Raw genomic sequence first — 25,449 nt, 5'->3', positions numbered from 1 at the left:
ATGGCGCAGAAGACGATCGCGTTTTTTCCCGAAGCGGCCTACGGCCCGGCGCTCAATTCGGTCGGCATCGCGCAAGCCGTCGAGGCGCGCGGCCATAAGGCAGTGTTCCTGTCCGACCCCGGCTTTGTCGATGTCTACAAGGGTTACGGCTTCGAAGCGCATCCGGTGAACCTGTCGGAGCCGATGCCGCCCGAGCAGATGGCGAAATTCTGGGAAGACTTCATCAACGGCCACATCCCGAACTTCCGCAAATCGCCCTACGATCAGGTCGACAATTACGTGAAGGATTGCTGGACCGCGATCGTCGACAGCGCCAAATGGGCGCAGAAGGATTTGCCGCGAGTCCTGGCCGCCATCAAGCCTGACGTCATCTGCGTCGACAACGTCATCCTGTTTCCGGCCATCAAACAGTTCGGCAAGCCTTGGGTGCGCGTCATCTCCTGCTCGGAAAACGAGATCGAGGATGAGGACATCCCGCCGCATCTCTCCGGTTGCGGCGAGAACGACCATGTCGGCCAACAGCGCTATCGCGATCATTTCAATGCGGTGATCAAGCCCATCCACGACGACTTCAACGCCTTCCTCACCGCAAACAATGAAGCGCCATACCCGGTCAGTCAGTTCTTCGAGGCCTCGCCCTATCTCAATCTGCTGCTCTATCCCGAAGCGGCAAAGTTCAAGCGCCGCCATCCGCTTGATACGACGAAATTCCAGTATCTCGAAGGCTGCGTGCGGCAGGAAAAGCCATACGCCTTGCCGACCTTCGCCGAGAACAATGACGGGCCGCTGCTCTATGTCTCCTTCGGCAGCCTCGGCGCCGGCGATGTCGATTTGTTGAAGCGCATAATCGCAACACTGGGCAAGACCCGTTACCGCGCGCTGGTCAATGTCGGCGGCTACAAGGACCTGTACACGGATGTGCCGGACAACGTCATCGTCGAGAGCTGGTTTCCGCAGCCTTCAGTCATCCCGCAGGTCGATGCCGTAATCCACCATGGCGGCAACAACTCGTTCACCGAGTGCCTCTATTTCGGCAAGCCGGCCATCATCATGCCCTATGTCTGGGACGGCCACGACAACGCCACCCGCGTCCAGGAAACCGGCCACGGCTTCGGCATGCCGCGCTACGACTGGAGCGACGCCCAGTTGGTCAGCAGGATCGAGGCTTGCCTGACCGACCCGAAGATGAAGGCCAAGCTGGCGAAGACCTCGTCGCAGATGCGGGCACAGAACGGGCCGGAAAAGGCCGCAGGGTTGCTGGAGAAGTTGCTGTGACCTCCTCCGCCCCGCACCTTTACCAAGCCTCCACCCGCACCGACCTCGTCGACTGGGGCGCCCAGTCCGACGCGCTGGACGGCGCGTCGCACTCGACCGGCAGGCTTGTCCACAAAGGACCCAACAACCAGCCGGAATCCGGCATCTGGGTGTGCACGCCCGGCCGCTGGCGACTCTCGATTCCGCGCGACGAATTGTGCCATTTCGTCGCCGGCCGCGCGACGTACCGGTCGGATGCCGGGGAGGTGGTAGAAGTCGCAGCCGGGACCGTGGTCATGTTCCCTGCCGGCTGGACAGGCGAATGCACCGTGCATGAGACCATGCGCAACGTCTACATGCTGGCTTGAACAGCAACGGAGCTTCCCAATATGCCGACACCGCACTGGCCAAAGGCCTCGACCGTGAAACTGGAGGACTGGGGCGGGGGCAGCAACACGCTTGCCGGCTCGCCGCGCGCCTCGGGCAGGATCCTCTCGCAGAACCCGGACGGCTCAAGCGAATGCGGCCTGTGGTCGTGCACGCCAGGCAGCCGCAAGGTTACCTTTGCCGCCGACGAGTTCTGCCATTTCCTGTCGGGCCGCGGGACCTATGTCCGCGAGAATGGCGAAGAGATCCCGGTCGAGGCCGGCACGCTGGTGTTCTTCCCCGCCGGCTGGGCCGGCACCTCCACCCATCACACAAACACTGACCAAGGCCTTCATGTGCCGCTGAGCACTTTTTTAAAGGAAATCGCCATGACCACGCCAATCATGCAATCCCCACTTGCCATCACCGACCTCGTCGACTGGGGCGTCATCCCGACCATGATCGAGGGCGAGTCCCACACCTCGGGCAAGCTGCTCTACAAGGGGCCGGAGGGCCGTTCGGAATGCGGCCTGTGGGTCTGCACCCCCGGCAAATGGCACTGCCATGTCACCCGCGACGAGTTCTGCCACTTCCTCGAGGGCCGCTGCACCTATGTGCACGAATCGGGCGAGGTCATCCAGATCGAGCCGGACACGGCGGCGTTCTTTCCTCAGAATTGGAAAGGCGTCTGCACCGTCCATGAGACCATCAAGAAGGTCTACATGATCCGCTGAGCGGACCTGAAAGGACGACCATGCAATTCTCCGCTGACCGGCCGGCTTTCTTCGTCAATCCGGACTACCGGCCGATGACCGGCACGGCAAAACCGGTGATCGATCCGGCGACGCTGGAGACCGTCGGCTCGATCTCCGCCGCAACGGACGGTGAGATCGATGCGGTGCTGTGTGCCGCAACCACGGCACAAGCCGCCTGGAAGAAGCTCGATGCCAAGAGCAGGGCCAAACACCTGCACGCCGTCGCCAACGCTATCGAGGCGGCAGACTTCACCCGCTGCGCAGAGCTGATGGTGCGCGAGATGGGCAAGCCTTATCCCGAAGCGATCGGCGAGATCGCCAATTGCGCACCGATCTTCCGCTACTACGCCGAGATGGCGCGCGACGATGCCGGCAAGATCGCCGGCACGACCCAGGCCGGTTCGTTCCAGTATGCGCGCTACGAGCCGTATGGCGTCTCCGTCCACATCATGCCCTACAACTTCCCGATCCTGCTGATGTGCTGGACCGTTGCGGCCTCGCTTGCCGCCGGCAATGGCTGCATCATCAAGCCGGCCGAAGCCACGACGCTGTCGACACTCGATTACATGACCGTGTTCCGCTCGCTGCCCGAAGGGCTGGTCTCCTGCCTGCCCGGCACGGCCGCCACCGCGCAGGCGCTGATCGCCTCCGAGCGCACCCACGCTGTCGCCTTCACCGGCTCGGTCGCCGCCGGCAAAGCCGTGGCAGTCGCCTGCGCCGAGCGCATGAAGCCTTGCGTCATCGAAGCCGGCGGCAGCGATCCGCTGATCATCAGCGAGCACGCGCCGCTCGACGTGGCGGCAGCCGGCAGCGTCACCGCCGCCTTCCACCTGACCGGCCAGGTCTGCACCTCGGCCGAACGCTTCTTTGTCGTCGACTCGGTTCACGATCGCTTCGTCGAGCTGTTCGCCGAGAAGACGCGGGCGCTTCGCATCGGCAATGGCATGGACAAGACCGAGATCGGCCCGCTGGTCAGCGAAGCCGCCCGGGCGAAAGTGATGCGGCTGGTCGATGATGCTATCAGCAACGGCGCTATAGCCGTTGCCGGCGGGCGCATTCCGTCGGCGCACAACACTGGCTGGTTCTACGAGCCAACGATCCTGACCGGCGTCACCCCCGATATGGCGATCGTGCGCGAAGAGTGTTTCGGACCGGTCGCCGCGATCTGCCGCGTCAAGGATTTCGACGAGGCGATCCGGCTTGCCAATGACAGCCCGTTCGGCCTCGGCGCCTCGGTGTTCACCACCGACCTCGCCGAGGCGCATGAGGCGGCCGAGCGGCTCGAGGCCGGCATGGTCTGGGTCAACAACCCGCTGATCGACAATGACGCCTTGCCCTTCGGCGGCTGGAAGGCATCAGGCCTTGGCCGCGAGCTGGGACGCCAGGGACTCGACGCCTTCCGACGCTCCAAGATGGTCATCATCGACCACAGACCGGCGATCCAGGACTGGTGGTATCCTTACCCCGACAGCTGGTTCCGCGAGACAGGCGGCCGCAAGCACGTGTGAGCCCGGCCAGTCCATAACGTAAGCTGATGCTTACGCATCTGCCGAGATAGGCCGGCTATTTCAACGCTTGAAGCCTGTCGATTGCGGCAGTGAATCCGGCAAGCGAGACCGGAATGGTCACCGGCTTGCGCGTCACCGACTCCATGCCGATGTTCAGGTTGGTTCCCGATTTCAGCGCCTTGACGAGGTCCGCCGACAAAGGGGTCGCGGCATAGGCGCCGTTCTGGTCGCTGGTCTGGATGGCAATGGTCGTCTTCTGCCCCTGGTCGATCTGGTACGAGGCGCCGGAAGGCAGGAACAGCCCGTGCGGCAAGGCCAGCAGCATGGCGAGGTTGCCATTGCCGTTGTCGCGGCGAACCGTAACGGTAAGAACGCGCTGCCCCGTCTTGGCCTCGGTAAGGTTTTGGGAGACCTGGCATTGAAGCTCGGTGCCGGCCGATCCGCTGGCGCAGTTTAGCGCCCACGGATTGCCTTCTGCAGGCTTCGTCTCGGCAGATTTGGTTGACTTCGGCTCTTCGGCAAGCACCGACCCTGCCGACACGACCAGCCATAGTGCGCCGACCCAGGCGGCCCGCCCACAAACGGTTCTCAGCAATGAAGCCACCCGATCCTCGTGTCAGGGTTTCGCCGAGCGCGTTGATACAACAGCCGAGCCTGGCGGGGAAGCCAATACGGTACATGAGCGCCGGCTAAATTACTGTTGCTGGATTACCACAATAAACAACTTTGAAATCTTGTATGTGTAAAGCAAACAATCGATGCTCGCTATACACTGGAATCCGCATAGTATTATCGACGGAGCGTGTACTCGTCGGGGTTCGCAAGAGATGGAGACGACCGAGAAAACTCGGCAGATCAATGACATGGCGACGCACGGAAGAAGATTCCGGGCGAATACCAAGTATCGCCGGTCAGGTTTTTCCAGACATCTCTGGAAGACGACTGCGCTGTCCACTCTGGCACTTGCCCTTTCCGGCATAGCCGCCCATGCCGGCGACACCGGACTGTGGCAGCCGCAGGTCCGCGCCATCATCGGCGCCAACAACAATGGCGGCAACACGGCGATCGAGGGTTTCCTGCCGCTGAAGCAGAACCTCGAATCCGTTCTCTTTCTCGATGTGCGCTCGAAATACGATTTCGACGACGGTTTCGGCCAGGATGTCGGCCTCGGCGTTCGCCGCATCGTCAATCCGGACCTGATGATCGGCGGCTACGCCTATCTCAACATCCAGAATCACGACAGCCACCAGTTCGTCGCCTCGACGCTCGGCCTCGAGGCCATCACCTCAAAATACGACGCGCACGTAAACGTCTACCTGCCGATCAGTGGCGACCGCAGCACGGCCGGGCAAGAGTCGAGCCTGTCGCTGGTCGGTCATCAGCTGATCGAGCAGATATCGGCCATTGCCCACCGCGATTACGCGGCCTGGGGCATCGAGGGCGAGGTCGGCGTTCAGGTGCCGCTCAACCTGCCCGAGAACCATTCACTGCGTTTCGATGTCGGCGCCTATCATTTCGGCGATCCCGACGGCGACGACGGCAGCATCACCGGCGGCAAGGCCGGCCTGGAATATTCGATCGGCGACGTCGTCGGCAAAGGCACGTCGCTGACCTTCACCGGCGAGGTGCGCAACGACAACCGCGATGACACCCAGTTCGCCGGCAGCATCCGGCTGACGGTGCCACTCAACGCTTTCGACAAGGGCTCGTCTTCGGCCGATGACGGCGCCGAGCCGGTCTATCCGGTCAGCCCCGGCCTGCGCAAACGCGTCAACGAGCGCGTGCGCGGCGACATCGGCGTTCGCATCGAGAGCCAGGACAAAGTTACCGGCACGTCGACGCGGGTGGCGATCAATGCCGCCACCAACACGGCATTCGGCCAGTTCTTCTTCGCCGATGGTGACAACGACGCGCTCGGCTTCGGCACGATCGGCGACCCGACCACGCTCGACAATGCAGTCGCCGGCGCCGGCGCGAACGGCGTCATCGTCGCGCTCGGCGGCAAGGGCAACATTACGACAGCCGGTGTGACGCTCGTCAACGGCCAGACCGTCATCGGCGGTGGCGGGGGCGTCCAGGCGCGGCTCGTCGACGGCAGCATCGGCACCTACAATTTCGGCGGCTCCAACGGCACCCTCCAGGGCACCAACCCCGCCAACGTCCTGACGCTCGCCAACGGCAACACGCTGAGCGGCATCATCATCACAGGCGGCAAGGACGGCATCTTCGGCAACAACATTACCGGCGCCACGTTGACCAACGTCACGGTCACCGGCACCGGCGGCCACGGCGCCGACTTCACCGGTACATCGACCGGCGTCAATGGCTCGAACTTCACCGCGACCGGCAACGGCCTCGACGGACTGCACATCGAAGGCGACGGCACCTATAACTTCACCGGCACGACTCTGCTGCAGGGCAATGGCGACGACGGCCTGGATATAACCGGCCACGGCACCTACACTTTCGCCACCCTCAACGCGCTCGACAACAACGATGCCGGCATTACCGTGAAGGGCACCGGGGTCGCCGGCTCGATCACCATCACCGGCGGCCAGGTGTCGGGCAACAAGGCGCTCGGCGACGACGGCGTCGGTGTCTTCATCGATCCGATCACCGCCCATATCGTGCTGGATTCGATCACCCAGACCGGCGGCACATCGGGCGTCGTGCTCGAGAATCTTTCGGGCAGCCTCACCGTCAACGGCGCGACGACGATCTCGAACACGACCGGGCCGGCCATCGCGATCACGGATTCGCCGGCCGCGATCCGCTTCGGCGACATCAACATCACCAATCCCGGCACCGACGGCATGGTGTTTGCGGGCGCCAACACATCGATAATTGCCGGCAACATCGTCATTGCTGGCCTCGGCTCCGGCGTCGGCCTCGATTTCTCCGGCAGCCAGACCAATTTCAGGGCGCAGTCGCTCAACATCACTGGCACAGGCGCCGCCGGCTCGATCGGCATCGATCTGTCTTCGCCGAGCGCGGGCGGGGCGACGATCGTCATCACCGATGGCGGCGCGATCGCCAATGTCGATACCGGCGTGCGCTTCGGCATTTCCGGCTCGCTGGCCAATTCGGCCAATGCCCAATTCAGTTTCGGCGGCGGCTCGATTGCCGGCATCACCGCCTCGCTCGACGCGCGGGGGCTCAACCAGACGCTCGGGCTCTATGCTTTCGGCTCGACGACCTTCAGCGGTCCGCAGCTGTTCGACCAGCAGAATGTGATTTTCGTCGGCGGCGTCGGATCATTGGGTGACGGCTCTTCCACGTCTAGTCTGCTTGCGATTAACCAGGCTGACCTTATCACCAACGGCACCGCGATCTTCGTGCTGGTCAATGACGGGACGCCCATCGACGCCTCTGGCGGCTTCTCGCTGAGTGCCGGACAGACAATGGCTTCGTTCGGCAATGGGCGTACTTTCTCGCTCGGCGGCATTCCCGTCAACGTCACCGGTGACAACGTCAAGCATGACCAGGTCGTCTCGGATCCAGGCGGCGCAGCCACGCTGACCAATACCGGCACCGGCGACGCCGTGACGCTGGCCAACAACACGTCGCTGCTCGACTTCAACATCGCCGGTGTGGCGAACGGCAATGGCGTGCATGGCAGCGGAGTCAGCAATGTCACGATGTCGGGGCTGAATGTTTCAGGCGCCAGCCTGAACGGCGTGCTGTTCGATGGCGCCATCAACAATGTTTCCGCCGACAATTTGAACTCAAGCGGCAATACCGGCAGCGGCCTGCTCATCGACAATGGTGGCGGAACTTACAGTTTCACCGGCACGACGACACTCTCGAACAATACCGGCCACGGCCTGTTCATCGTCAGCGGCGGAAACTATGGATTCGAGACGCTCGATGCAAAGGACAATGGCGGCTTAGGCATCTTCGTCAACTCGACGGGCGGCGGAAGCCTGACGACGACCGGCGGCACGGTTTCGGGCAACGGCCTCCAGGCCGTCTATGTCGTCACTTTCGGGCTAATCAACCCGATGGCGCTCAATGTCACGCTGGACACGGTGAGCCAGTCCGGCGGACAGAGTGGAATCGGCCTGGGCAACGTCGGCGGCAATTTCTCCGTTACCGGCACCACGACGACCTCCAACACCCTTTTCGACGGCATTTTCATCACAAACAGCGCCGCCACGGTTGATTTCGGCGGCGCGGCCACCATCACCCAGCCATCGCGCGACGGCATCTCGATCAACAACAGTTCCGGCGCCACCACGTTCGGCACGGTGACGATCAACCAGGCCGGCGTGAACGGGATCCTCCTCAATGGCAATTCCGGCGCGGTAACGTTCGGCGACGCCAGCATCGGCCAGCCGACCCAGAGCGGCATCGACGTCCAGGGCGCCAACGGCACGATCAGCTTCGCCAACATCGACATCACCGGCCTGCCCACAGGCAAGACCGGGCTCGACCTGTCGGGCAGCCAGTCGACCTTCACCGCCACGTCGCTCGACATTGCCGGAGCTGGCACTTCCACGGGCATCGACCTTTCCGGCGCCACCGGCGGCTCGGTGACGATCGGCACCGGTGTGATCTCCGCCGGCACCGGCGTCCAGATGGGCACCAACGGCGCGGCAGGCACCAGCGCAAACACGACCTTCTCGTTCGGCGCCGGTGTCGGCACCAGTTCGATCACCGGGACGACCGCCTCGCTCGACATGCGCGGCCTGCTAGCCGGCAACGGCACCTATGCTTTCAACGCCACCCATTTGGTCGGCCCGCAGCTGTTCGACACCGCCAACGTCATCTTCGTCGGCGCAGCAAACACCGGAACCGGCTCCGGAGCGAGCGTTGGCGACCTTATCAACGCCGACGCCGCCGACGGTCTGACGACCGACGCCAACACCATCTTCGTCCTTGTCAACAGCGGCGCTGGAACCATCAACACCGATGCCGACGGCTTCACGCTTGCCGACGGCCAGCAGATCGTCTCCTTCGCCAACGGCAACACCGTCGCTCTCGGCGGGCCGCCCGCCAACGTCACCGGCGCCGAGGTGGTTACGTCGGGCACCCAGGTCGATCCGTTCGGCAATGGCGCCGCCACTCTCAACAACTCGGCCGGCAGCACCATCGATCTCGCCAACGGCAACCGCGTCGCCGACCTCAGCGTCAGCAATGCGGGTTCGGGCTCGGCGATCAACGGATCGAATGTAAACGCGGCCACCATCACCGGGGTGACGATCAGCAGCGCCGTAACCGGCATCGACCTGACCGGCGCAACGGGTGCGATCAACATCACCAACACGACGATGGGCGGCGTCAGCGGCACTGGCCTGCTGGCCAGCAACTTCGGCGGCACCGGCACCTTCAACAATTTGGACATCACCGGCGCCGGTATCGGCGTCAGCGTCACGGGCGGTTCCACGGGCACGCTGACCTTCGACAATGCGAGTTCGATCGCCGGCACGACGGGCACGGCGCTCAGCATTCTTGGAGCAACGCCTAACCTCACCTACAACGGCACCATCAATCAGACGAGTGCCGCGAGCGCGGTCATGATCAGCGGCATGACCGGCGGGTCGGCCACCTTCGCCGGCCAAATCACCGCCAGCACCGGCGCGGCCAACGCCATCGACCTGACCGGCAATGCCGGCGGCACGATCAATTTCACCGGCGGGCTCGACCTCACCACCGATGGCGGCCTTGCCTTCAGCGCCATCAATGGCGGCACGCTCACCGTCACCGGCACCAACACGACCGCATCTGGGCTCGGCCCTGTCGAAAACGGCATCCATCTCGGTGGCGCCGGCGGTTTGACCATCGGCGCAGGCGGCGTCATTTTCGACAGCATCACCGTCGACGGCTCAGGCGGCGCCGTGCAGACCGGCATCCTCATCGAAAACACCAGCGGCGGCAGCGTCACCTTCGGCGCGGTCGACATCAATCGCGTCAATGGCGACGCCATCCGCCTCACCAACGTGGCCAACGCCGTTACCTTCAATGGCACGACGACGATCGACACGGTTGTTGGCGGTGGCCCCGGCTTCGTGGTGCAAGGCAGCGCCGCGACGGTCAATGTCAACAATCTGGTGACGACGCTGGTTTCGGGCGACGACGTCAGCCTGACCAACAACACCGGCACGATCAACATCGGCGGCACCATCACCAATTCCGGCACCGGCAACGGCGTCGTGGTTTTTGGCGGCAGCGCCGCGATCACGGTCTCGGCCAACATCTCCAGCTCGGCAACAGCACCAGGAACGGCGGTCAAGATCGACGGCACCATCGGCGGCTCGGCCCAGTTCAGCGGCAGCGTCACGTCAACCGGCACCGGAAATCTGTTCGCCATCGGCTCGACATTGCCCCCGGCAGGCGGTGCGTTCAGCTTCACCGGCCCGACCCTGTCGGCGAGCGGTGGCGGCGGCGCGGTGGTCGGTGGCCTGATCGGCACCGCAACGTTGAATGTTACCATCCCGCTATCGATCACCAATGCCTTGGGCACCGGCCTGTCCATCTCCGGTGTCGCGAGCACCGCATCGGCAACCTTCGGGGCGGTGACCGTGACGGGCGCCGGCGGCATCGGCATCAACATTGTCGGCAATGCCGGCACGGTGACCTTCGGCACGACCCAGGTCAAGCTGGGCACCACGAGCGGCACTGCCGGCATCAACTTCGCCGGCACCAACAACGATGTCAGCTTCGGCACGACCACCATCGACGATGTCGGCGCCAACCAGACCGGCATCGACTTCAGCGGCTCCTCGACGACGGCCGATTTCGGCCTGACGACGATCACCGGCCTGGGCGACCTGACCTCGCGCGGCATCGACCTGTCGTCGACCACCGGCAACAAGGTCATCACCTTCCTGCAGGGCTCGAAGATCGACAATGTCGGCATCGGCGTCGAATTGTCGTCCGGCCAGACCACGGCGACCTCCGCCAATGCCAACTTCACCTTCGGCGACGGCGATTCGACCGACGGGCTGGAATCCTTCATCATCGCCGCCGCCGGCGGCTTCACCGTCAACACGGTCGGTCTCGATCCGACGCTCGGCAACTACGATTTCGACGACGTGTTCTTCACCGGCAGCGCCAACCTCGCCACCGCGCCCGGTTCGGTCACGCTGGTCTCGCAGTCGGGCGGCTTCATCGCCGCCGGCACGACCGGCAATCTCAGCATGGGCGTCAACACCATTTCGCTCGCCGCCGCCGATGCGCTGACCGGCACGCAGAACTTCGCCTTTGTCGGCACGATCAATCTCGGTGCCACCGCCTTCACGCTCGATTCCGGCCAGACGATCACCGGCTTCGGCAACAGCAATGTGGTTTCGACCGGCACGATCCAGCCGGCCAACGTCCAAGGTGCTCTTGGCGCCACCGGCGGCAACATCACCGGCGACGAGGCCGTCGTCAGCGGGACGGCCAACCTGATGCAATTGCTCGGCGACAACGCCGTGCGCCACACCGCTTTCGACTTCAGCAGCGCGACCGGTGCCGCATTCCTGATCGACCAGAGCGCGGTCGGCTTCAGCAATGCCAGCGGCATCACCATCGAAGGCGTGACGATCAGCAACGTCGCCGCTGGTCAGACGGCCATCCAGGTCGCCGGCCTCAACGGCAATCTGTCTATCATCAACAACAACATCAACGTTGCCGGCACGCTGCTCGACGTCAACGGCGGCAGCGGCACCATTTCGGTGTCACGCGGCATCCTGCCCAACAGCGCCACTCCGGGAACGCTGACCGGTGGCGGCATCAATATCGCCAACCGCACCAGCGGCGCGGTGACCTTCACCGACCAGGTGACGATCACCGGCGGCAATGGCGTCTCGATTTCGGGCGGCACCGCCGGCGGCGCCGTCAATTTCAATGGCGGCCTCGACATCACGACGTCCCTCGCCACTGGCCTCAGCCTCTCGGGGCTGAATGTCCTGACCGTCGCGAATGCCGGCTCGACGACGATCAACGCTACGGGCCAGACAGCGCTATCGCTGCAAGGCACACTCGGCGCCGGCGGCGTCAATTTCGACAGCATCACCTCGAGCGGCGGCACAAGCGGCATCATCCTCAACGGCGTCACCGGGGCGGTGAATGTCTCCGGCGCGACCAGCATCACCGGCACCAGCAGCTTCGGCATAGACGGCACCGGCGCCAACACCGGCACGTTCACCTTCGGCGCGGTGACGGTCAACAACACCGCCACGGCCGGCGGCGGCATCCATGTGGTATCAGGCACGGTCAACGTCACCGGCCTCGCCAACATCGATACGACGAGCGGCGTCGGCCTGTCGCAGAGCGGCGGCACGACAAGCTTCACCGGCGGTGTGACCATCGACACCACCTCCGGCACGGCCATCGTGGGCACCGGCGGCACGATGGGCATCACCGCCACCGGCGGTGCCGAGACGGTAAACTCGACCCTCGGCCAGGCGATCAGCCTCTCCGGCGTCGCCGCCAGCATTGCGCTCGACTCGACCTCGTCGGGCGGCGGCACCAACAATGTTGGCCTGGCCAATGTCACCGGAACAGTCAGCCTCGGATCCGGCGCATTGAGCGGCGCTTCGGGCGTCGCATTCCTGCTCAATGGCAGTGCTGCGACCGTCAGCTATGGCGGCACGGTCACCAAGACCACCGCCGGCAAGATCGTCGACATCTCCGGCGTCACCGGCGGCACGGTCACACTGTCCGGCGCGCTCAGCGCCACCGGCGGTTTCGACAATGGTATTTATGTCCACGGCAACTCCGGCGGGACCATCACTCTCAGCGGTGGCACGAAGACGCTGACCACTGGCGCCAATACGGCGGTCGACTTGACGACCAACACCAGCGCGACGATCAACTTCGATACGGGTGGCCTGGTGATTACCACCACCTCCGGCACGGGCTTCAACGCCAGCGGCGGTGGCACGGTCAGCGTCGGCGCGCTCCTCAGCGACAACAGCATCACCACGACGGCCGGCGGCACCGCGTTGAACCTCAATGGCGTTACGATTGGCGCTGCGGGCATGAATTTCGACAGTGTTTCGGCCACTGCCGCCGCAACCGGCATCTCGCTGACCAATATCGCCTCGTCGGGCGGCGGGGCCATCATTCTCGGCACGGTCAACCTGCAAGGCATGACCACGCGTGGTGTCGATGTTTCCGGCACGCTTGGCGCGGCGCTGTCCTTCAACGATCTCGACATCGGCCTGAACAGCACCACGGGCGTGGCCTTCGACCTCAACGGTGCCACCATCAATGCGGCGGTGACGGCCAATGACTTCGATGTCACCAATGCCGCCGCCGCCGGCACCTCGATCGCCGTCGACCTGCGCGGCGCCATCGGCGGCCAGACGGTGCGCCTCGGTGATGCCGTGGTCGGCGGCGCCAGTTCGAGCATAGCCGGGGTTAACACCGGCGTGTTCCTCAACAGCGCCACCAACCTCGCTTTCACCTATGGCGACGGCGAATCGGCGACCGACCAGCTCTCGACCATCGGCGCCAATGTAGGCATCGACGCCTCCAGTGCGCCGGTTGCCGGCACCTACAACTTCCAGGACGTGAACTTCCAGTCGACCCCGGGCTTGGGCTTCGGTGTCGGCAAGGTCTATTTCGTCGGCGCTTCCGCGACCGGCGACGGCAGCGGCCGCGACCAGAACAATCTGGCGACGCTGACCACCGCCGAAGCGGCAGCAGTGTCGACGGACATTCTCGTCCTCGTCAACGATGGCGGCGTCATCACCGCGGCAGGCAGCAATGGCAACGATACGCTGGCGCTCGCCATCGGCGAGCAGGTGCGCGGCTTCGGCAACGGCAACATCAACCTGGCGCTGACGGTGCCCTCCACCATCCAGCTGGCCAGCAACAGCATCTCGATCATCGACCAGACGCCCAATGGCGCCGCGACGCTGACGACGAGCGCCGGCAACAATGTCATTACGCTCGGCGCCAGCGGCAACATCATCGACGGCTTCATCCTCGATGGCAGCCCGGCGGGTGCCGCGCGTGGCGTCAAGGACAATGGCGCGGGTGCTGCGAATACCGTCATCAGCAACATGACTATCCGCAATTTTGCCACGCAGGGTATCGAGATCACGCCGCCGAACAGCACGAAGATCAACAACGTTGCTTTCTCCGGCAACGCCAGCGATGTGTGGCTGAACGCGTCCAACAGCACCATCACCAACGTCACCAGCACCGGCGCCACCGGCATTGCTTTCAAACTCGACAACACCGCCGGCACGACGACGCTGACCAACGTCAACATCACCACCGCAGCGACCGGCACCGGCATCGCCTTCGGCGGCGCGTCGGGCGCTGGCGGCACGATTGCCGGTACCAATGTCGATATATCGGGCGGCAGCGGCCTTTCGGTGACCGGCGGCAACGCGGTGATCAGCTTCGACGGCGCCAGCTCCATCATCAGCACGTCGGGCGCGGCGGCCACGATCTCGACCCGCGCTGGCGGCAGCTTCACCTTCGCCGGCTCGGTGATCGCCAACGGCGCTGCGAGCGGCATCAGCATTTCCGGCGCGACGGCGGCCAATACGGTGAGCTTCACCGGTGCGGTCGATCTCGGCACCACGACGCCGATGACCGGCACCGCAGTCGCAATCAACAACGGCGCCACGGCCTCGACCGTCAGCTTCGCAAACCTCGACATCGTCACAAACGGCACCACCGGATTCAGCGCCATCAATGGCGGCACGGTCAATGTGACGACCGGCACGGTGAGCTCCACTTCCGCGCAGGCGGTCAACCTCAACGGCATCGCCACCACCGGCATCAATTTCACCTCGACCAATTCGACCGGCGGCACCAACAACGTGTCGCTGACCAATGTCACCGGCGCCGGCACTGTCAGCCTCGGCTCCGGTGCGCTCGGCGGCGCGACCGGCGCGGCCTTCCTGGTCACCGGCGGCTCGGCCAATGTCAGCTATGCCGGCTCGGTCACCAAGACCACGGCCGGAAACGTCGTCAGCATCTCCACCCGCACCGCCGGCACCACGACATTGTCGGGCACTCTCAGCGCCACCGGCGGCGTGGCCAACGGGATCCTCGTCAACGCCAACACCGGCGGCACGATCAACTTCTCCGGCGCCAGCAAGATACTGACCACCGGAGCCAACAATGCCGTCGACCTGACGGCGAACACCAACACCGCGGTCAACTTCACCGGCGGCGGCCTAGCCATCACCACCACCTCCGGCACCGGCTTCAACGCCACGAGCAACGGTACTGGCACCGTGACCGTTATCGGCTCGGGCAACACGATTTCGACCGGCAGCGGCGTCGCGGTCAACCTTGACAGCGTTGCTATCGCGGCGGGCGGCGTGACCTTCGCTTCCACAAACAAAGGCGCCGGCGGCACCAGCGCCGTCATCCTCGATTCCGTCACCGGTTCGGGAGCGATCGACCTCGGCACCGGCGCGCTGGTGGGCGGAACAAGCGCCGTGATCCGTATCGGCGATGGCCTAGGCACCGCCAACAGCGGCGGCACGGCGGCGTTCACCTATGCCGGCGCGATCACCAGCGGCAGCACCGGCCAGGCGGTCAACATCCAGGATCGCGCCCTGACCGCCGGCAACATCACCCTGTCGGGCAACATCACGCATAATGCGGCGGGCCAGATCGGCATCCTGCTGGACGACAATGTCGCCGGCATCATCACCTTCTCCGGCGCGTCGAAATCGATCACCTCGACCACGGCGGCTGGCGTCAGCCTGAGCGACAATGCCGGCGCGACGATCAACTTCACCAATGGCGGGCTGGTCATCGCCACGACCAGCGGCGCCGGTTTCAGCGCCACCGGCCCCGGTCCGGCAGCCACCACCGGCGGCACGATGACGGTGCAGGGCACCGGCAACACCATCGTGTCCGGCACGGGCACGGCCCTTAATGTCGCCAACACGACGATCGGCGCCGGCGACGTGACGTTCAGGAGCATTGCGTCCAATGGTGCAGCCAACGGCATCGTGCTCAACAACACCGGCACCAGCGGCAATCTGGTGGTGACCGGCACCGGCGCGACGGGGGGCAGCGGCGGCACGATCCAGAACTCGACCGGCGATGGCGTCAGCCTGACCGACACTCAGGATGTCAGCCTGAGCAACATGATCATCAGCGACAATGCGGGCAACGGCATAAAGGGCCTGCGCGTCAACGGTGTGGTGCTCAACGGTCTGACCCTGAACAGCAATGCCGATGCCAACACCGAGTCCGGAATCCTGTTCAACGAACTTACCGGCAACGCCTCGCACGTCGCCACGTTCACCAACCTCACGGTCTCCAACTCATTCACCCATAACGTGCAGGTCATCAATTCCGGCGGCACGTTGGCGAACCTGGTGGTGAGCGGCGGCACGTTCTCGAACAACGGCGCCTCAAACAATGCCGGCAGCGACTTCATCTTCGAGGCGGACGGCGCCGGTGTCGCCGGCGCGCCGACGATGACGCTGACCGTCGACGGCGCAACCTTCACCGGCAACAACGCCTATCCCGGACCGGGAGTCATCCCTGGAACCGGTCTGTTCGTCATTGCCAATGACGGCACCGTCAACGCTCACATCGGCGAGACCACGGGAAATCTATTCAACAATCTGAACAACGGCATCAACCTTACCCAGAGCAGCAATTCCGGCGCCGGCACGGGCGGCAATCTGAATTTCACCGTCCGGAACAACACCGTCACCAACAGCGACTCGACGGCCATCAACGTGTTCAGCAGCGGCGACCTCGCACGGACGCTTGACGGCACAATCGCCAACAACGTCATCGGTACGCAAGGCGTAGCAACCTCGGGATCGCGAACCGGCAACGGCATCAGGGTTGGGCATGAAAGCCTCGGCGTCGCCAAGGTGCTGATCGACAACAACATTATCCAGAGCATCGGCGTCAACGGCATAAGCGGTGGCGACAGCGTCTCGATCACGCAGCTCGTGCAGCCGGGCACCGTGCACGCGACGGTCACCAACAACACCATTCGCGACAATGCCGACAGCCGCGGCATCACGGTCACCGCCACATTTGCCGGCGCTATCATCAATGCCGACGTTCATGCCAACACCATCACCAACGTCAACAACGCCAATGCCATCCGCTTCCTCGCGGACGGCCTCGGCGGCGCCGACGGCACGATCAACGTACCGCAGGCGAGCGAGGCCGGTATCGAAACCGTCAATGGCGGGGCAACGGCACTGACGGACACCCGGACGTTCTTCAACCAGCCGCTGCCACTGCTGCCTGCCGCGACACCGTAGTCAGCAACCTTGGATTTCGTCCTAGGAAATATATTTTATGAATTTGATATCGACTTGTTGTCTTACTTAGGCATAATACAAGAATTCAGACAGTAAGCGGCCAACGGAGGGAACGGGGATGAGTGAGCCTTATTTAGGTGAAGTCAAGATCATTTCCTGGAACTATGCACCGCGCGGCTGGGCATTTTGTAACGGCCAGTTGTTGCCGCTTAACCAGAACCAGCCATTGTTCTCACTTCTTGGCACCAGGTACGGCGGCAACGGCCAGACAAATTTTGCCCTTCCGGATATGAGGGGACGTGCGCCGGTTCATACGGGCGGCCCTATTGGTGCAATTGTCGGCGGCCAGGGCGGCGAAGAGTTTCACACGCTCACGCTCGGCGAAATGCCGACACACAACCATTTCGTCAACGCATCGAACACTGCCGGCAACGTCAACAATCCATCCGGCGCGCTGTTGGGGGCGAACGCCAGCCCGATCTATCAGCCGCCTGGCAGCGCGGTGGCTATGGCGAAGGAAAACATCACTTTCGTCGGTGGCGGCCAGCCGCATGAGAACAGATCGCCCTATCTCGTCTTGAATTTCATCATTGCCCTGCAAGGCATATTCCCGTCGCGAAATTAAGAGGACGCTTCGATGAGCCAACCTTTTGTCGGCGAGATCAGGATGTTCGGTGGCAATTTCCCTCCGAATGGCTGGGCGTTCTGCCAAGGCCAGTTGATGCCGATCTCCGAGAACGAAACCTTGTTCAATCTGATCGGTACGACCTATGGCGGCGACGGGGAGGAAACATTCGCCCTGCCCAACCTCGCATCCCGCATCCCCGTCCATGCTGGCAAGGGCCCGCTGGTCAGCCAGACCTATATCATCGGAGAACTGGGCGGGGTCGAATCCGTCACTGTTTCAACCCAACAAATGCCGAACCATTCCCATACCTGGACCGGTTCGTCGAATATCGCCAAGAATCCGGGTCCGTCCGGCGGTGTCCTGGCGACATCGAGCCTGCTGACGCCCTATGTGGGTATCGCACCTGATGGCAACATGGCCGCCGGAGCCATTTCGCCGGCCGGCGGCAGCCAGCCTCACGACAATATGGTGCCGTTCCTCGCCGTCAGTTTCATCATCTCGCTATTTGGCATCTTCCCCCAGCAAAGCTAGAGACTTGCCATGACCAATCCGTTCGTCGCCGAAATTCGAATTTTTGCCGGAGATTTCGCCCCGACGGGGTGGGCGACCTGCGATGGCCAGCTCCTGCCAATCTCGCAGAATACGGCGCTGTTTTCGCTGCTGGGCACAGTTTACGGCGGCGACGGCAAGTCGACCTTCGCGTTGCCGAATATGGCTGGCTCCGCGCCCATGGGGCAAGGACAGGGCAATGGCTTGTCGGAGCGGTTTCTCGGCGAGACGGGTGGCGAAACGTCCATCACCCTTCTGCAAACGGAAATGCCGCAACATAATCATTTTGTCGCGATATCCACCGAGAGTGGCGCCCAGGGAACTCTTACCGATGCGGTTGTTCTGGGGAAATCGGGGGGCGGAACGCTGTATCAGAACAACACTTCGCAAAATCTGGTCCAGATGGACCCCCAGGCACTGAGCATGACGGGCAGTACGTTGCCTCACAACAACCTGCCTCCCTATCTGGCGATGACGTTCATCATTGCTATGCAAGGCGTTTATCCGGCGCGTCCGTAAGCGCCACTCCATGATCCAGCTTCCGATTGTGGACAACGGGCCTGTTATATTTTGCTGGGTGCGCGCGGCGCGGATTGATCTGACGTTCCGCCCGATGGCGGACACCGATCTGCCGTTCCTGTCGGCGCTCTACGCCTCGACCCGCGCCGAAGAACTTGCCGTCACGCCGTGGAGCGACGCGCAGAAAACGGCGTTCCTCGACATGCAGTTTCAAGCGCAGCACGCGCATTACCAGAAATACTATCCCAACGCCGACTGGCTGGTGATCGAGCAGGCAAGGCAAGATATCGGTCGCCTGTATATCGAGCGCTCGGCGAGCGAGCATTGCATCATAGATATCGCCTTCCTGCCGGCGCATCGCGGCAAGGGGTCTGGCGGTGCGTTGCTCGCCGATCTCATCGATGAGGCCGCCGCCGTCGGCAAGTCGGTCTCGATCCATGTCGAGAAGAACAATCCAGCGCGGCGGCTCTACAAGCGCCTCGGCTTCACCGTTGCCGAGGACAAGGGCGTCTACGACCTGATGATCCGTTCGCCGTAAGGGCCGTGCCGGTCGTCACGTGCCGCGATACCAGGAGACGATGGTGAAACGTTCGTTGCACGTGACCGGGGTGACTTCATGCGTCGTTTCCGAGCGAAAGGCGACGAGAGAGCCCGGCAATGCCGGCATGGCAATGCGCAGGTCCGGGCCGCTGTAAGGCCCATGCAGGACCAGCGAGCCGCCTGCATAGCTTTCTGGCGAAGGGTTGTCCGATTGACGGTTGAGAAAGATCACCACCGAGATCTTTCGGAACCGCGACTCGTCGTGAATGAGCGGCGTGTTGCCATCCTGGTGCGGCACAAAGAAATCGCCTTGCCGATAGTGAAGGAACTGAGGTTTCTCGACCTGGCCGAGCAGCAGCCCGAAATGCCGCTCCAGAGCCGCCTTCTGCTGCGCCAACAGGGCACTCACTCGCTCTTCAGTGGCCTGCGAAACATCGGCGCGCACGGTCTTTCGGATCTCCGGCCATGCCATCTTCTGGTCGGCACGCCCCAGCAGGCCGGCCGGACGGCCCAAGGCCGCCCGAATTTCCGCGCACAGTGCGCTACACGCCGCTCCGTCAAATACGTCCGCAATCTCGATATAGTCGATCATATGTCGAGCCGCCGCGCTGCCAAATCGCCCTGATGGCCGGAGCGTCCCCGTGGCCGATCCGGTCGAAAAAAATCAGTTGAATACCGCCTCGTAAAGCCGCCCTGCCTCATCGGCAGCGATCGGCACGATGAAGATCTCATGGGCGCCGCTTTTGCCGTTGAACCGATAGATAGCCTGCGGCAGCGCCGCGTCGCGCGGCCCCCTGAACAGCAGCGTGAAGCCACCGCCGTCGCGCGGGCTGTTGGCAATGGGCTGCACCGCGCTCAGTTCCATCGTGAGCGTCTGACCGCCGGCTTCGACGGAAAAGCTCTGCCCCTGCTCGAAATCCGAAAGCCATGCGCCTGCCCTGGTTCGTCTGTCTTTCAGACGGCTCTCTTGAGATGTCTATCCCGTCAGCCAATCTCGCCGCTTCATGGCGTGCTGTCTATAGAGCTCGATCTCCAGAAGTACAAAAGAGCACGATCAAACAAACAGATAGATTTATCTTGGCCACGTAGGGTGAAGCAGCCGTCAACGCGTTGCGCACCGGCAGCCACTGGCCTAAACCGGAATGGTATAAGAGGAGAACACTAGGGATGACTGACGCGAAAACAGACACGGCCCCGGCCGGAAGCACCGCGACCAACACGCTGCCGCTGTTCTACAAAAAACCCGAGGCGCTCAATCCGCTGCGGCACGGCTCACTCGGCCTTACGGCGCGGGCCGATTTCTCCTTTGCCCGCACCGCGCACGCCATCCCCGTCGTCGCATCGGAAATGCCGGCGGCGATGCGCTCCTATCCGATCGTTTTCATTGGCGACGCCAAGGCGCCTGTCATCATCACCGGTCTGCGCCAGGACCAGAACCTGTTCGTAGGCGCCGACGGCAAATGGGCGGAGCCGCATTACATTCCCGCCTATGTCCGCCGTTACCCCTTCATCCTCGCCGATGAATCGAAAACGACCGGCCGCCTGACGTTGTGCATCGACCGTGCCAGCGAACGCGTCGTCGAGCAGATGCCTTCGTCCAAGGACAGCGACGAGATCGCGCCCTTCTTCGACGGCAACGAGCCGGCCGAGGCCTCGAAGCAGGCGCTCGCCTTCTGCAGCCAGTTCCAGACCGACTTCAATGCGACTCGCGCCATGATCGACAAGATCGACGCGCACGGCCTGTTCGCGCCGCGGCAGAGCAAGGTGACGCTGGAGGGCGGCGAGACCCTCAACCTCACCGACTTTCAGGTGATCGACGAGCCGGCCTTCAACAAATTGAGCGACGAGGCGTTTCTCGATCTCAGGAAATCCGGCGCGCTTGCGCTGCTCTATTGCCATCTCGCCTCGAGCAACAGCTGGACCTCGCTGGTCTTCCAGGCGTCATTGCGGCGAGCTGGCTGACGCGGCCCGCGACGAAAAGCTTCGGCAAGGCGCGGGTTGTTTAAATCAACGGTTCGCGCCTTCGTACGACGATCTCTCCGCCGCTCGAATCATGCTGTTGTCGTGCAGATCGCTTGCCATGACGGGCTGGCGAACTCCCAATGCTCGACGTGTAGCTCTCGCCGAAATGCGCCGAGGCGGCATCACCCCCCGGTTCGCGGACCTGTCAATAAAGTCGAGCACGCCAGCCTTGCTGCCCTCCTCGATCGTTGAATATCCGGTCGCGGCCATCGATCACGGTCCGAACGCAAAAAGCCCGCGTGAAGCGGGCTGTTTTTGATGTTGGTTGCGGGGACAGGATTTGAACCTGTGACCTTCAGGTTATGAGCCTGACGAGCTACCGGGCTGCTCCACCCCGCGTCACCTCCAGGGCAAGCTCTTGCTTGCTCCGGACTCTCCAGGGCAAGCTCTTGCTTGCTCCGGATCTGAAGCAAGCGTTTGCTTGCTTATCTGGACGTAAGCCTATGAACAGGATGGCTTACAGATAGGTATATGGCTGACCAAATGAAAGGGCCGCTTGCGCGGCCCGTGATCCCTTGGCGGGCCTTTTCGTAGAGAGAAGATTTCAGTTTCATCCGGTTTGCGGATGAGAGTTCAACGTGCGTTTTGCAGACCTGGCAGCGACCTACTCTCCCGCGTCTTGAGACGAAGTACCATCAGCGCTGGAGCGTTTCACGGCCGAGTTCGGAATGGGATCGGGTGCAGCCGCTCCGCCATAACCACCAGGTCGGCAAAACGCACGTTATATCGAGAAGCTGTTTTTTCGTGCCAAGGCGACGTTTGTGTTTTGCTTTCGGGCGCAAGCCCGCAAGCGCGACTGCGCGTCGCCGGTTTTCCGGCGCCCTCGCGGAGCATAGGCCCGTAAGGGCCGCTCATGCGTGAGCGCTGGTCAGATCATCGTGTTCACGATGAGCATAAGGAATGAGAACGATCAAGCCGATCGAACTATTAGTACCGGTAAGCTTCAAGCGTTGCCGCTCTTCCACACCCGGCCTATCAACGTGGTCGTCTTCCACGGTTCTCAGGGAATACTCGTTTTAAGGTGGGTTTCCCGCTTAGATGCCTTCAGCGGTTATCCCGTCCGGATATAGCTACCCTGCTATGCGGCTGGCGCCACAACAGGTCCACCAGAGATCCGTCCATCCCGGTCCTCTCGTACTAGGGACAGATCCTTTCAATATTCCTACACCCACGGCAGATAGGGACCGAACTGTCTCACGACGTTCTGAACCCAACTCACGTACCGCTTTAAATGGCGAACAGCCATACCCTTGGGACCTGCTCCAGCCCCAGGATGCGATGAGTCGACATCGAGGTGCCAAACAACCCCGTCGATATGGACTCTTGGGGGTCATCAGCCTGTTATCCCCGGCGTACCTTTTATCCGTTGAGCGATGGCCCTTCCACGCGGGACCACCGGATCACTATGACCGACTTTCGTCTCTGCTCGACTTGTCAGTCTCGCAGTCAGGCAGGCTTATGCCATTGCACTCAGCGAACGATTTCCGACCGTTCTGAGCCCACCATCGCGCGCCTCCGTTACTCTTTAGGAGGCGACCGCCCCAGTCAAACTACCCACCATACATTGTCCCGGACCCGGATAACGGGCCGCGGTTAGACATCCATAGTAATAAGGGTGGTATTTCAAGGGTGGCTCCACCTGAGCTGGCGCCCAGGTTTCAAAGCCTACCACCTATCCTACACATGCCACTACGAATGCCAATGTAAAGCTATAGTAAAGGTGCACGGGGTCTTTCCGTCTAACCGCAGGAACCCCGCATCTTCACGGGGAATTCAATTTCACTGAGTCTATGCTGGAGACAGCGGGGAAGTCGTTACGCCATTCGTGCAGGTCGGAACTTACCCGACAAGGAATTTCGCTACCTTAGGACCGTTATAGTTACGGCCGCCGTTTACTGGGGCTTCGATTCAGAGCTTGCACCCCTCCTCTTAACCTTCCAGCACCGGGCAGGCGTCAGACCCTATACGTCGTCTTGCGACTTCGCAGAGCCCTGTGTTTTTGATAAACAGTCGCTACCCCCTGGTCTGTGCCACCCTCCTCTACTTGCGTAGAAAAGGGTCACGCTTCTTCCGAAGTTACGCGTGCAATTTGCCGAGTTCCTTCAGCATAGTTCTCTCAAGCGCCTTGGTATACTCTACCTGACCACCAGTGTCGGTTTCGGGTACGGTTTATAAGGAGGAGCTATTTCCTGGAACCGCTCCGCTGCCCGTTCAATCCGATAAGATTGGACAACTTGCGCGATCCGTCACTACCTCCAAGCCCACGAATATTAACGTGGTTCCCATCGACTACGCGTTTCCGCCTCGTCTTAGGGGCCGGCTAACCCTGCTCAGATTAGCTTTAAGCAGGAACCCTTGGTCTTTCGGCGGGGGAGTCTCTCACTCCCCTTACGTTACTCATGTCAGCATTCGCACTTCTGATACCTCCACCACCCCTCACGGGTATGGCTTCGTCAGCTTACAGAACGCTCCGCTACCGCTTGGCCCTTGCGGACCAAACCCTAAGCTTCGGTGTATGGCTTTAGCCCCGTTACATTTTCGGCGCAAAGACCCTTATTTAGACCAGTGAGCTGTTACGCTTTCTTTAAATGATGGCTGCTTCTAAGCCAACATCCTGGTTGTTTTGGGATCCTCACATCCTTTCCCACTTAGCCATAACTTGGGGACCTTAGCTGTAGGTCAGGGTTGTTTCCCTTTTCACGACGGACGTTAGCACCCGCCGTGTGTCTGCCGACTAGTACTCCCAGGTATTCGGAGTTTGGTTAGGTTTGGTAATCCGGTGAGGACCCCTAGCCCATCCAGTGCTCTACCCCCTGGGGTATTCGGTCGACGCTCTACCTAAATAGATTTCGCGGAGAACCAGCTATTTCCGAGTTTGATTGGCCTTTCACCCCTAGCCACAAGTCATCCCGAACTATTGCAACAGTTATGGGTTCGGTCCTCCAGTAAGTGTTACCTTACCTTCAACCTGCTCATGGCTAGATCACTCGGTTTCGGGTCTAATGCGACGAACTGAACGCCCTGTTCAGACTCGCTTTCGCTGCGCCTACACCTAGCGGTTTAAGCTTGCTCGTCACACTAAGTCGCTGACCCATTATACAAAAGGTACGTGGTGACCCTTACGGGCTCCCACTGTTTGTAGGCAATCGGTTTCAGGTACTCTTTCACTCCCCTTGTCGGGGTGCTTTTCACCTTTCCCTCACGGTACTAGTTCGCTATCGGTCATGCACGAGTACTTAGGCTTGGAAGGTGGTCCTCCCAATTTCAGACAGGATTTCACGTGTCCCGCCTTACTCGAGGACGATTGATTGCATTACGCGTACGGGGCTGTCACCCACTATGGCCCTACTTTCCAGAAGGTTCCGCTTGTCTCTCAATCGCCACTGGCCTGGTCCGGGTTCGCTCGCCACTACTTCCGGAGTCTCGGTTGATGTCCTTTCCTACGGGTACTTAGATGTTTCAGTTCCCCGCGTTCGCCACTTTATCCCTATGTATTCAGGATAAGTTACCTATTATCGATACTTGGAAACCACAGCAGCAGATCGCTCTGCTACTCTGATTTTCCAAGTACCTTAGGTGGGTTTCCCCATTCGGAAATCTACGGATCAAAGGGTATTCGCACCTCCCCGTAGCTTATCGCAGCGTATCACGTCCTTCATCGCCTGTGCATGCCAAGGCATCCACCAATTGCCCTTAAGACACTTGATCGTTCTCATTGCCAATGCCCACCCGCGCGATCTCGAAGAGATCGTCGCTTCAGCCTCTCCCTTGCGGGATTAGCGTCCGCGCGATCCCAAAGGGATCGTCGCATAAGCGCAATCCTGTGCGGGATTGGCGCTTGATGTCATTGGCACAAAAAGACCAGCTTCTCGAGATCGGTTCGAGGGTGCGGTTAGGCAAACCCATCATATGCGGGAGATTGAGCGTCTCCTGCGACAAATCACGAACCTTTCGGCTCATGAAGTTCGAACAAATCTTCTCTTTACAATGTCAAAACAGAACAAGCGGCAAGCCAAGAAGCTCACCACAAACCTTTATACGAATGACTTTTTTGACCACCCTCACTCGACACACTTCAAGGCGACGATCCTGCGGATCGCGCGACACGA

At 61.9% G+C, this 25,449-nt stretch carries 13 protein-coding genes, 1 tRNA gene, 2 rRNA genes and 1 pseudogene; 11 read left to right on the top strand and 6 right to left on the bottom strand.

Annotated features, from left to right (window positions below):
• From ACYG9Y_RS00100 to ACYG9Y_RS00080, 5 genes and pseudogenes are all read left to right on the top strand, one after another.
• On the top strand, positions 1-1,275 hold the full coding sequence (locus tag ACYG9Y_RS00100) for a glycosyltransferase (RefSeq protein ID WP_023737484.1): 1,275 nt from the start codon (positions 1-3) through the stop codon (positions 1,273-1,275).
• Positions 1,272-1,622 carry a cupin domain-containing protein gene (locus tag ACYG9Y_RS00095; protein WP_023672949.1) on the top strand — a complete coding sequence of 117 codons (351 nt, stop codon included), beginning with the start codon at positions 1,272-1,274 and terminating at the stop codon, positions 1,620-1,622. Before ACYG9Y_RS00100 ends, ACYG9Y_RS00095 begins: the two co-directional genes overlap by 4 nt.
• 21 nt (positions 1,623-1,643) lie before the next feature.
• Positions 1,644-1,886, top strand: a pseudogene (locus tag ACYG9Y_RS00090) (cupin domain-containing protein); the annotation flags it as partial.
• Positions 1,887-2,009: 123 nt separating this feature from the next.
• Positions 2,010-2,354 (top strand): cupin domain-containing protein, encoded by a 345-nt coding sequence (locus tag ACYG9Y_RS00085; protein ID WP_023737483.1) that lies wholly within the window; start codon positions 2,010-2,012, stop codon positions 2,352-2,354.
• Between the two features lie 20 nt (positions 2,355-2,374).
• Entirely contained in the window at positions 2,375-3,883 is a 1,509-nt protein-coding gene (locus ACYG9Y_RS00080; RefSeq protein ID WP_023737482.1) for an aldehyde dehydrogenase family protein, read from the top strand.
• 55 nt (positions 3,884-3,938) lie between these two features.
• Here the strand turns inward: ACYG9Y_RS00080 and ACYG9Y_RS00075 are convergent, their stop codons facing one another.
• Positions 3,939-4,478 (bottom strand): invasion associated locus B family protein, encoded by a 540-nt coding sequence (locus ACYG9Y_RS00075; protein ID WP_198018605.1) that lies wholly within the window; start codon positions 4,476-4,478, stop codon positions 3,939-3,941.
• 268 nt (positions 4,479-4,746) lie between these two features.
• On the opposite strand from ACYG9Y_RS00075, the gene ACYG9Y_RS00070 reads away from it, so the two are divergent.
• The 5 genes from ACYG9Y_RS00070 to ACYG9Y_RS00050 all read left to right on the top strand — a co-directional run bounded on the left by ACYG9Y_RS00070 (position 4,747) and on the right by ACYG9Y_RS00050 (position 19,316).
• Positions 4,747-17,082 (top strand): beta strand repeat-containing protein, encoded by a 12,336-nt coding sequence (locus tag ACYG9Y_RS00070; RefSeq protein WP_156929729.1) that lies wholly within the window; start codon positions 4,747-4,749, stop codon positions 17,080-17,082.
• Positions 17,083-17,200: 118 nt separating this feature from the next.
• A complete protein-coding gene (locus ACYG9Y_RS00065) occupies positions 17,201-17,707 on the top strand; it encodes a phage tail protein (RefSeq protein WP_023672955.1) in 507 nt (168 codons plus the stop codon).
• A 12-nt stretch (positions 17,708-17,719) separates the two neighbouring features.
• Positions 17,720-18,241 carry a phage tail protein gene (locus tag ACYG9Y_RS00060; protein WP_023672956.1) on the top strand — a complete coding sequence of 174 codons (522 nt, stop codon included), beginning with the start codon at positions 17,720-17,722 and terminating at the stop codon, positions 18,239-18,241.
• Between the two features lie 9 nt (positions 18,242-18,250).
• Entirely contained in the window at positions 18,251-18,778 is a 528-nt protein-coding gene (locus tag ACYG9Y_RS00055) for a phage tail protein (RefSeq protein ID WP_023672957.1), read from the top strand.
• A 10-nt stretch (positions 18,779-18,788) separates the two neighbouring features.
• Positions 18,789-19,316, top strand: a complete 528-nt coding sequence (locus ACYG9Y_RS00050) for a GNAT family N-acetyltransferase (RefSeq protein WP_031203583.1) — start codon at positions 18,789-18,791, stop codon at positions 19,314-19,316.
• 15 nt (positions 19,317-19,331) lie between these two features.
• On the opposite strand, the gene ACYG9Y_RS00045 is transcribed toward ACYG9Y_RS00050, so the two are convergent.
• Entirely contained in the window at positions 19,332-19,910 is a 579-nt protein-coding gene (locus ACYG9Y_RS00045) for a 2OG-Fe(II) oxygenase (RefSeq protein WP_023672959.1), read from the bottom strand.
• 72 nt (positions 19,911-19,982) lie between these two features.
• On the bottom strand, positions 19,983-20,276 hold the full coding sequence (locus tag ACYG9Y_RS00040) for a DUF6916 family protein (protein WP_031253179.1): 294 nt from the start codon (positions 20,274-20,276) through the stop codon (positions 19,983-19,985).
• Between the two features lie 209 nt (positions 20,277-20,485).
• Between ACYG9Y_RS00040 and ACYG9Y_RS00035 the strand changes: the two genes are divergently transcribed.
• Positions 20,486-21,280, top strand: a complete 795-nt coding sequence (locus ACYG9Y_RS00035) for a SapC family protein (protein ID WP_023737477.1) — start codon at positions 20,486-20,488, stop codon at positions 21,278-21,280.
• Between the two features lie 322 nt (positions 21,281-21,602).
• Here the strand turns inward: ACYG9Y_RS00035 and ACYG9Y_RS00030 are convergent.
• The 3 genes from ACYG9Y_RS00030 to ACYG9Y_RS00020 all read right to left on the bottom strand — a co-directional run bounded on the left by ACYG9Y_RS00030 (position 21,603) and on the right by ACYG9Y_RS00020 (position 25,048).
• Positions 21,603-21,679: transfer RNA gene (locus ACYG9Y_RS00030), tRNA-Met, on the bottom strand.
• A gap of 252 nt (positions 21,680-21,931) precedes the next feature.
• A 5S ribosomal RNA gene (gene rrf, locus ACYG9Y_RS00025) occupies positions 21,932-22,046 on the bottom strand.
• Positions 22,047-22,246: 200 nt separating this feature from the next.
• Positions 22,247-25,048, bottom strand: a 23S ribosomal RNA gene (locus ACYG9Y_RS00020).
• Positions 25,049-25,449: the final 401 nt, after the last annotated feature.

This window comes from Mesorhizobium sp. W050, assembly GCF_054719535.1.
This window is presented reverse-complemented; position numbering and strand designations above follow the sequence as displayed.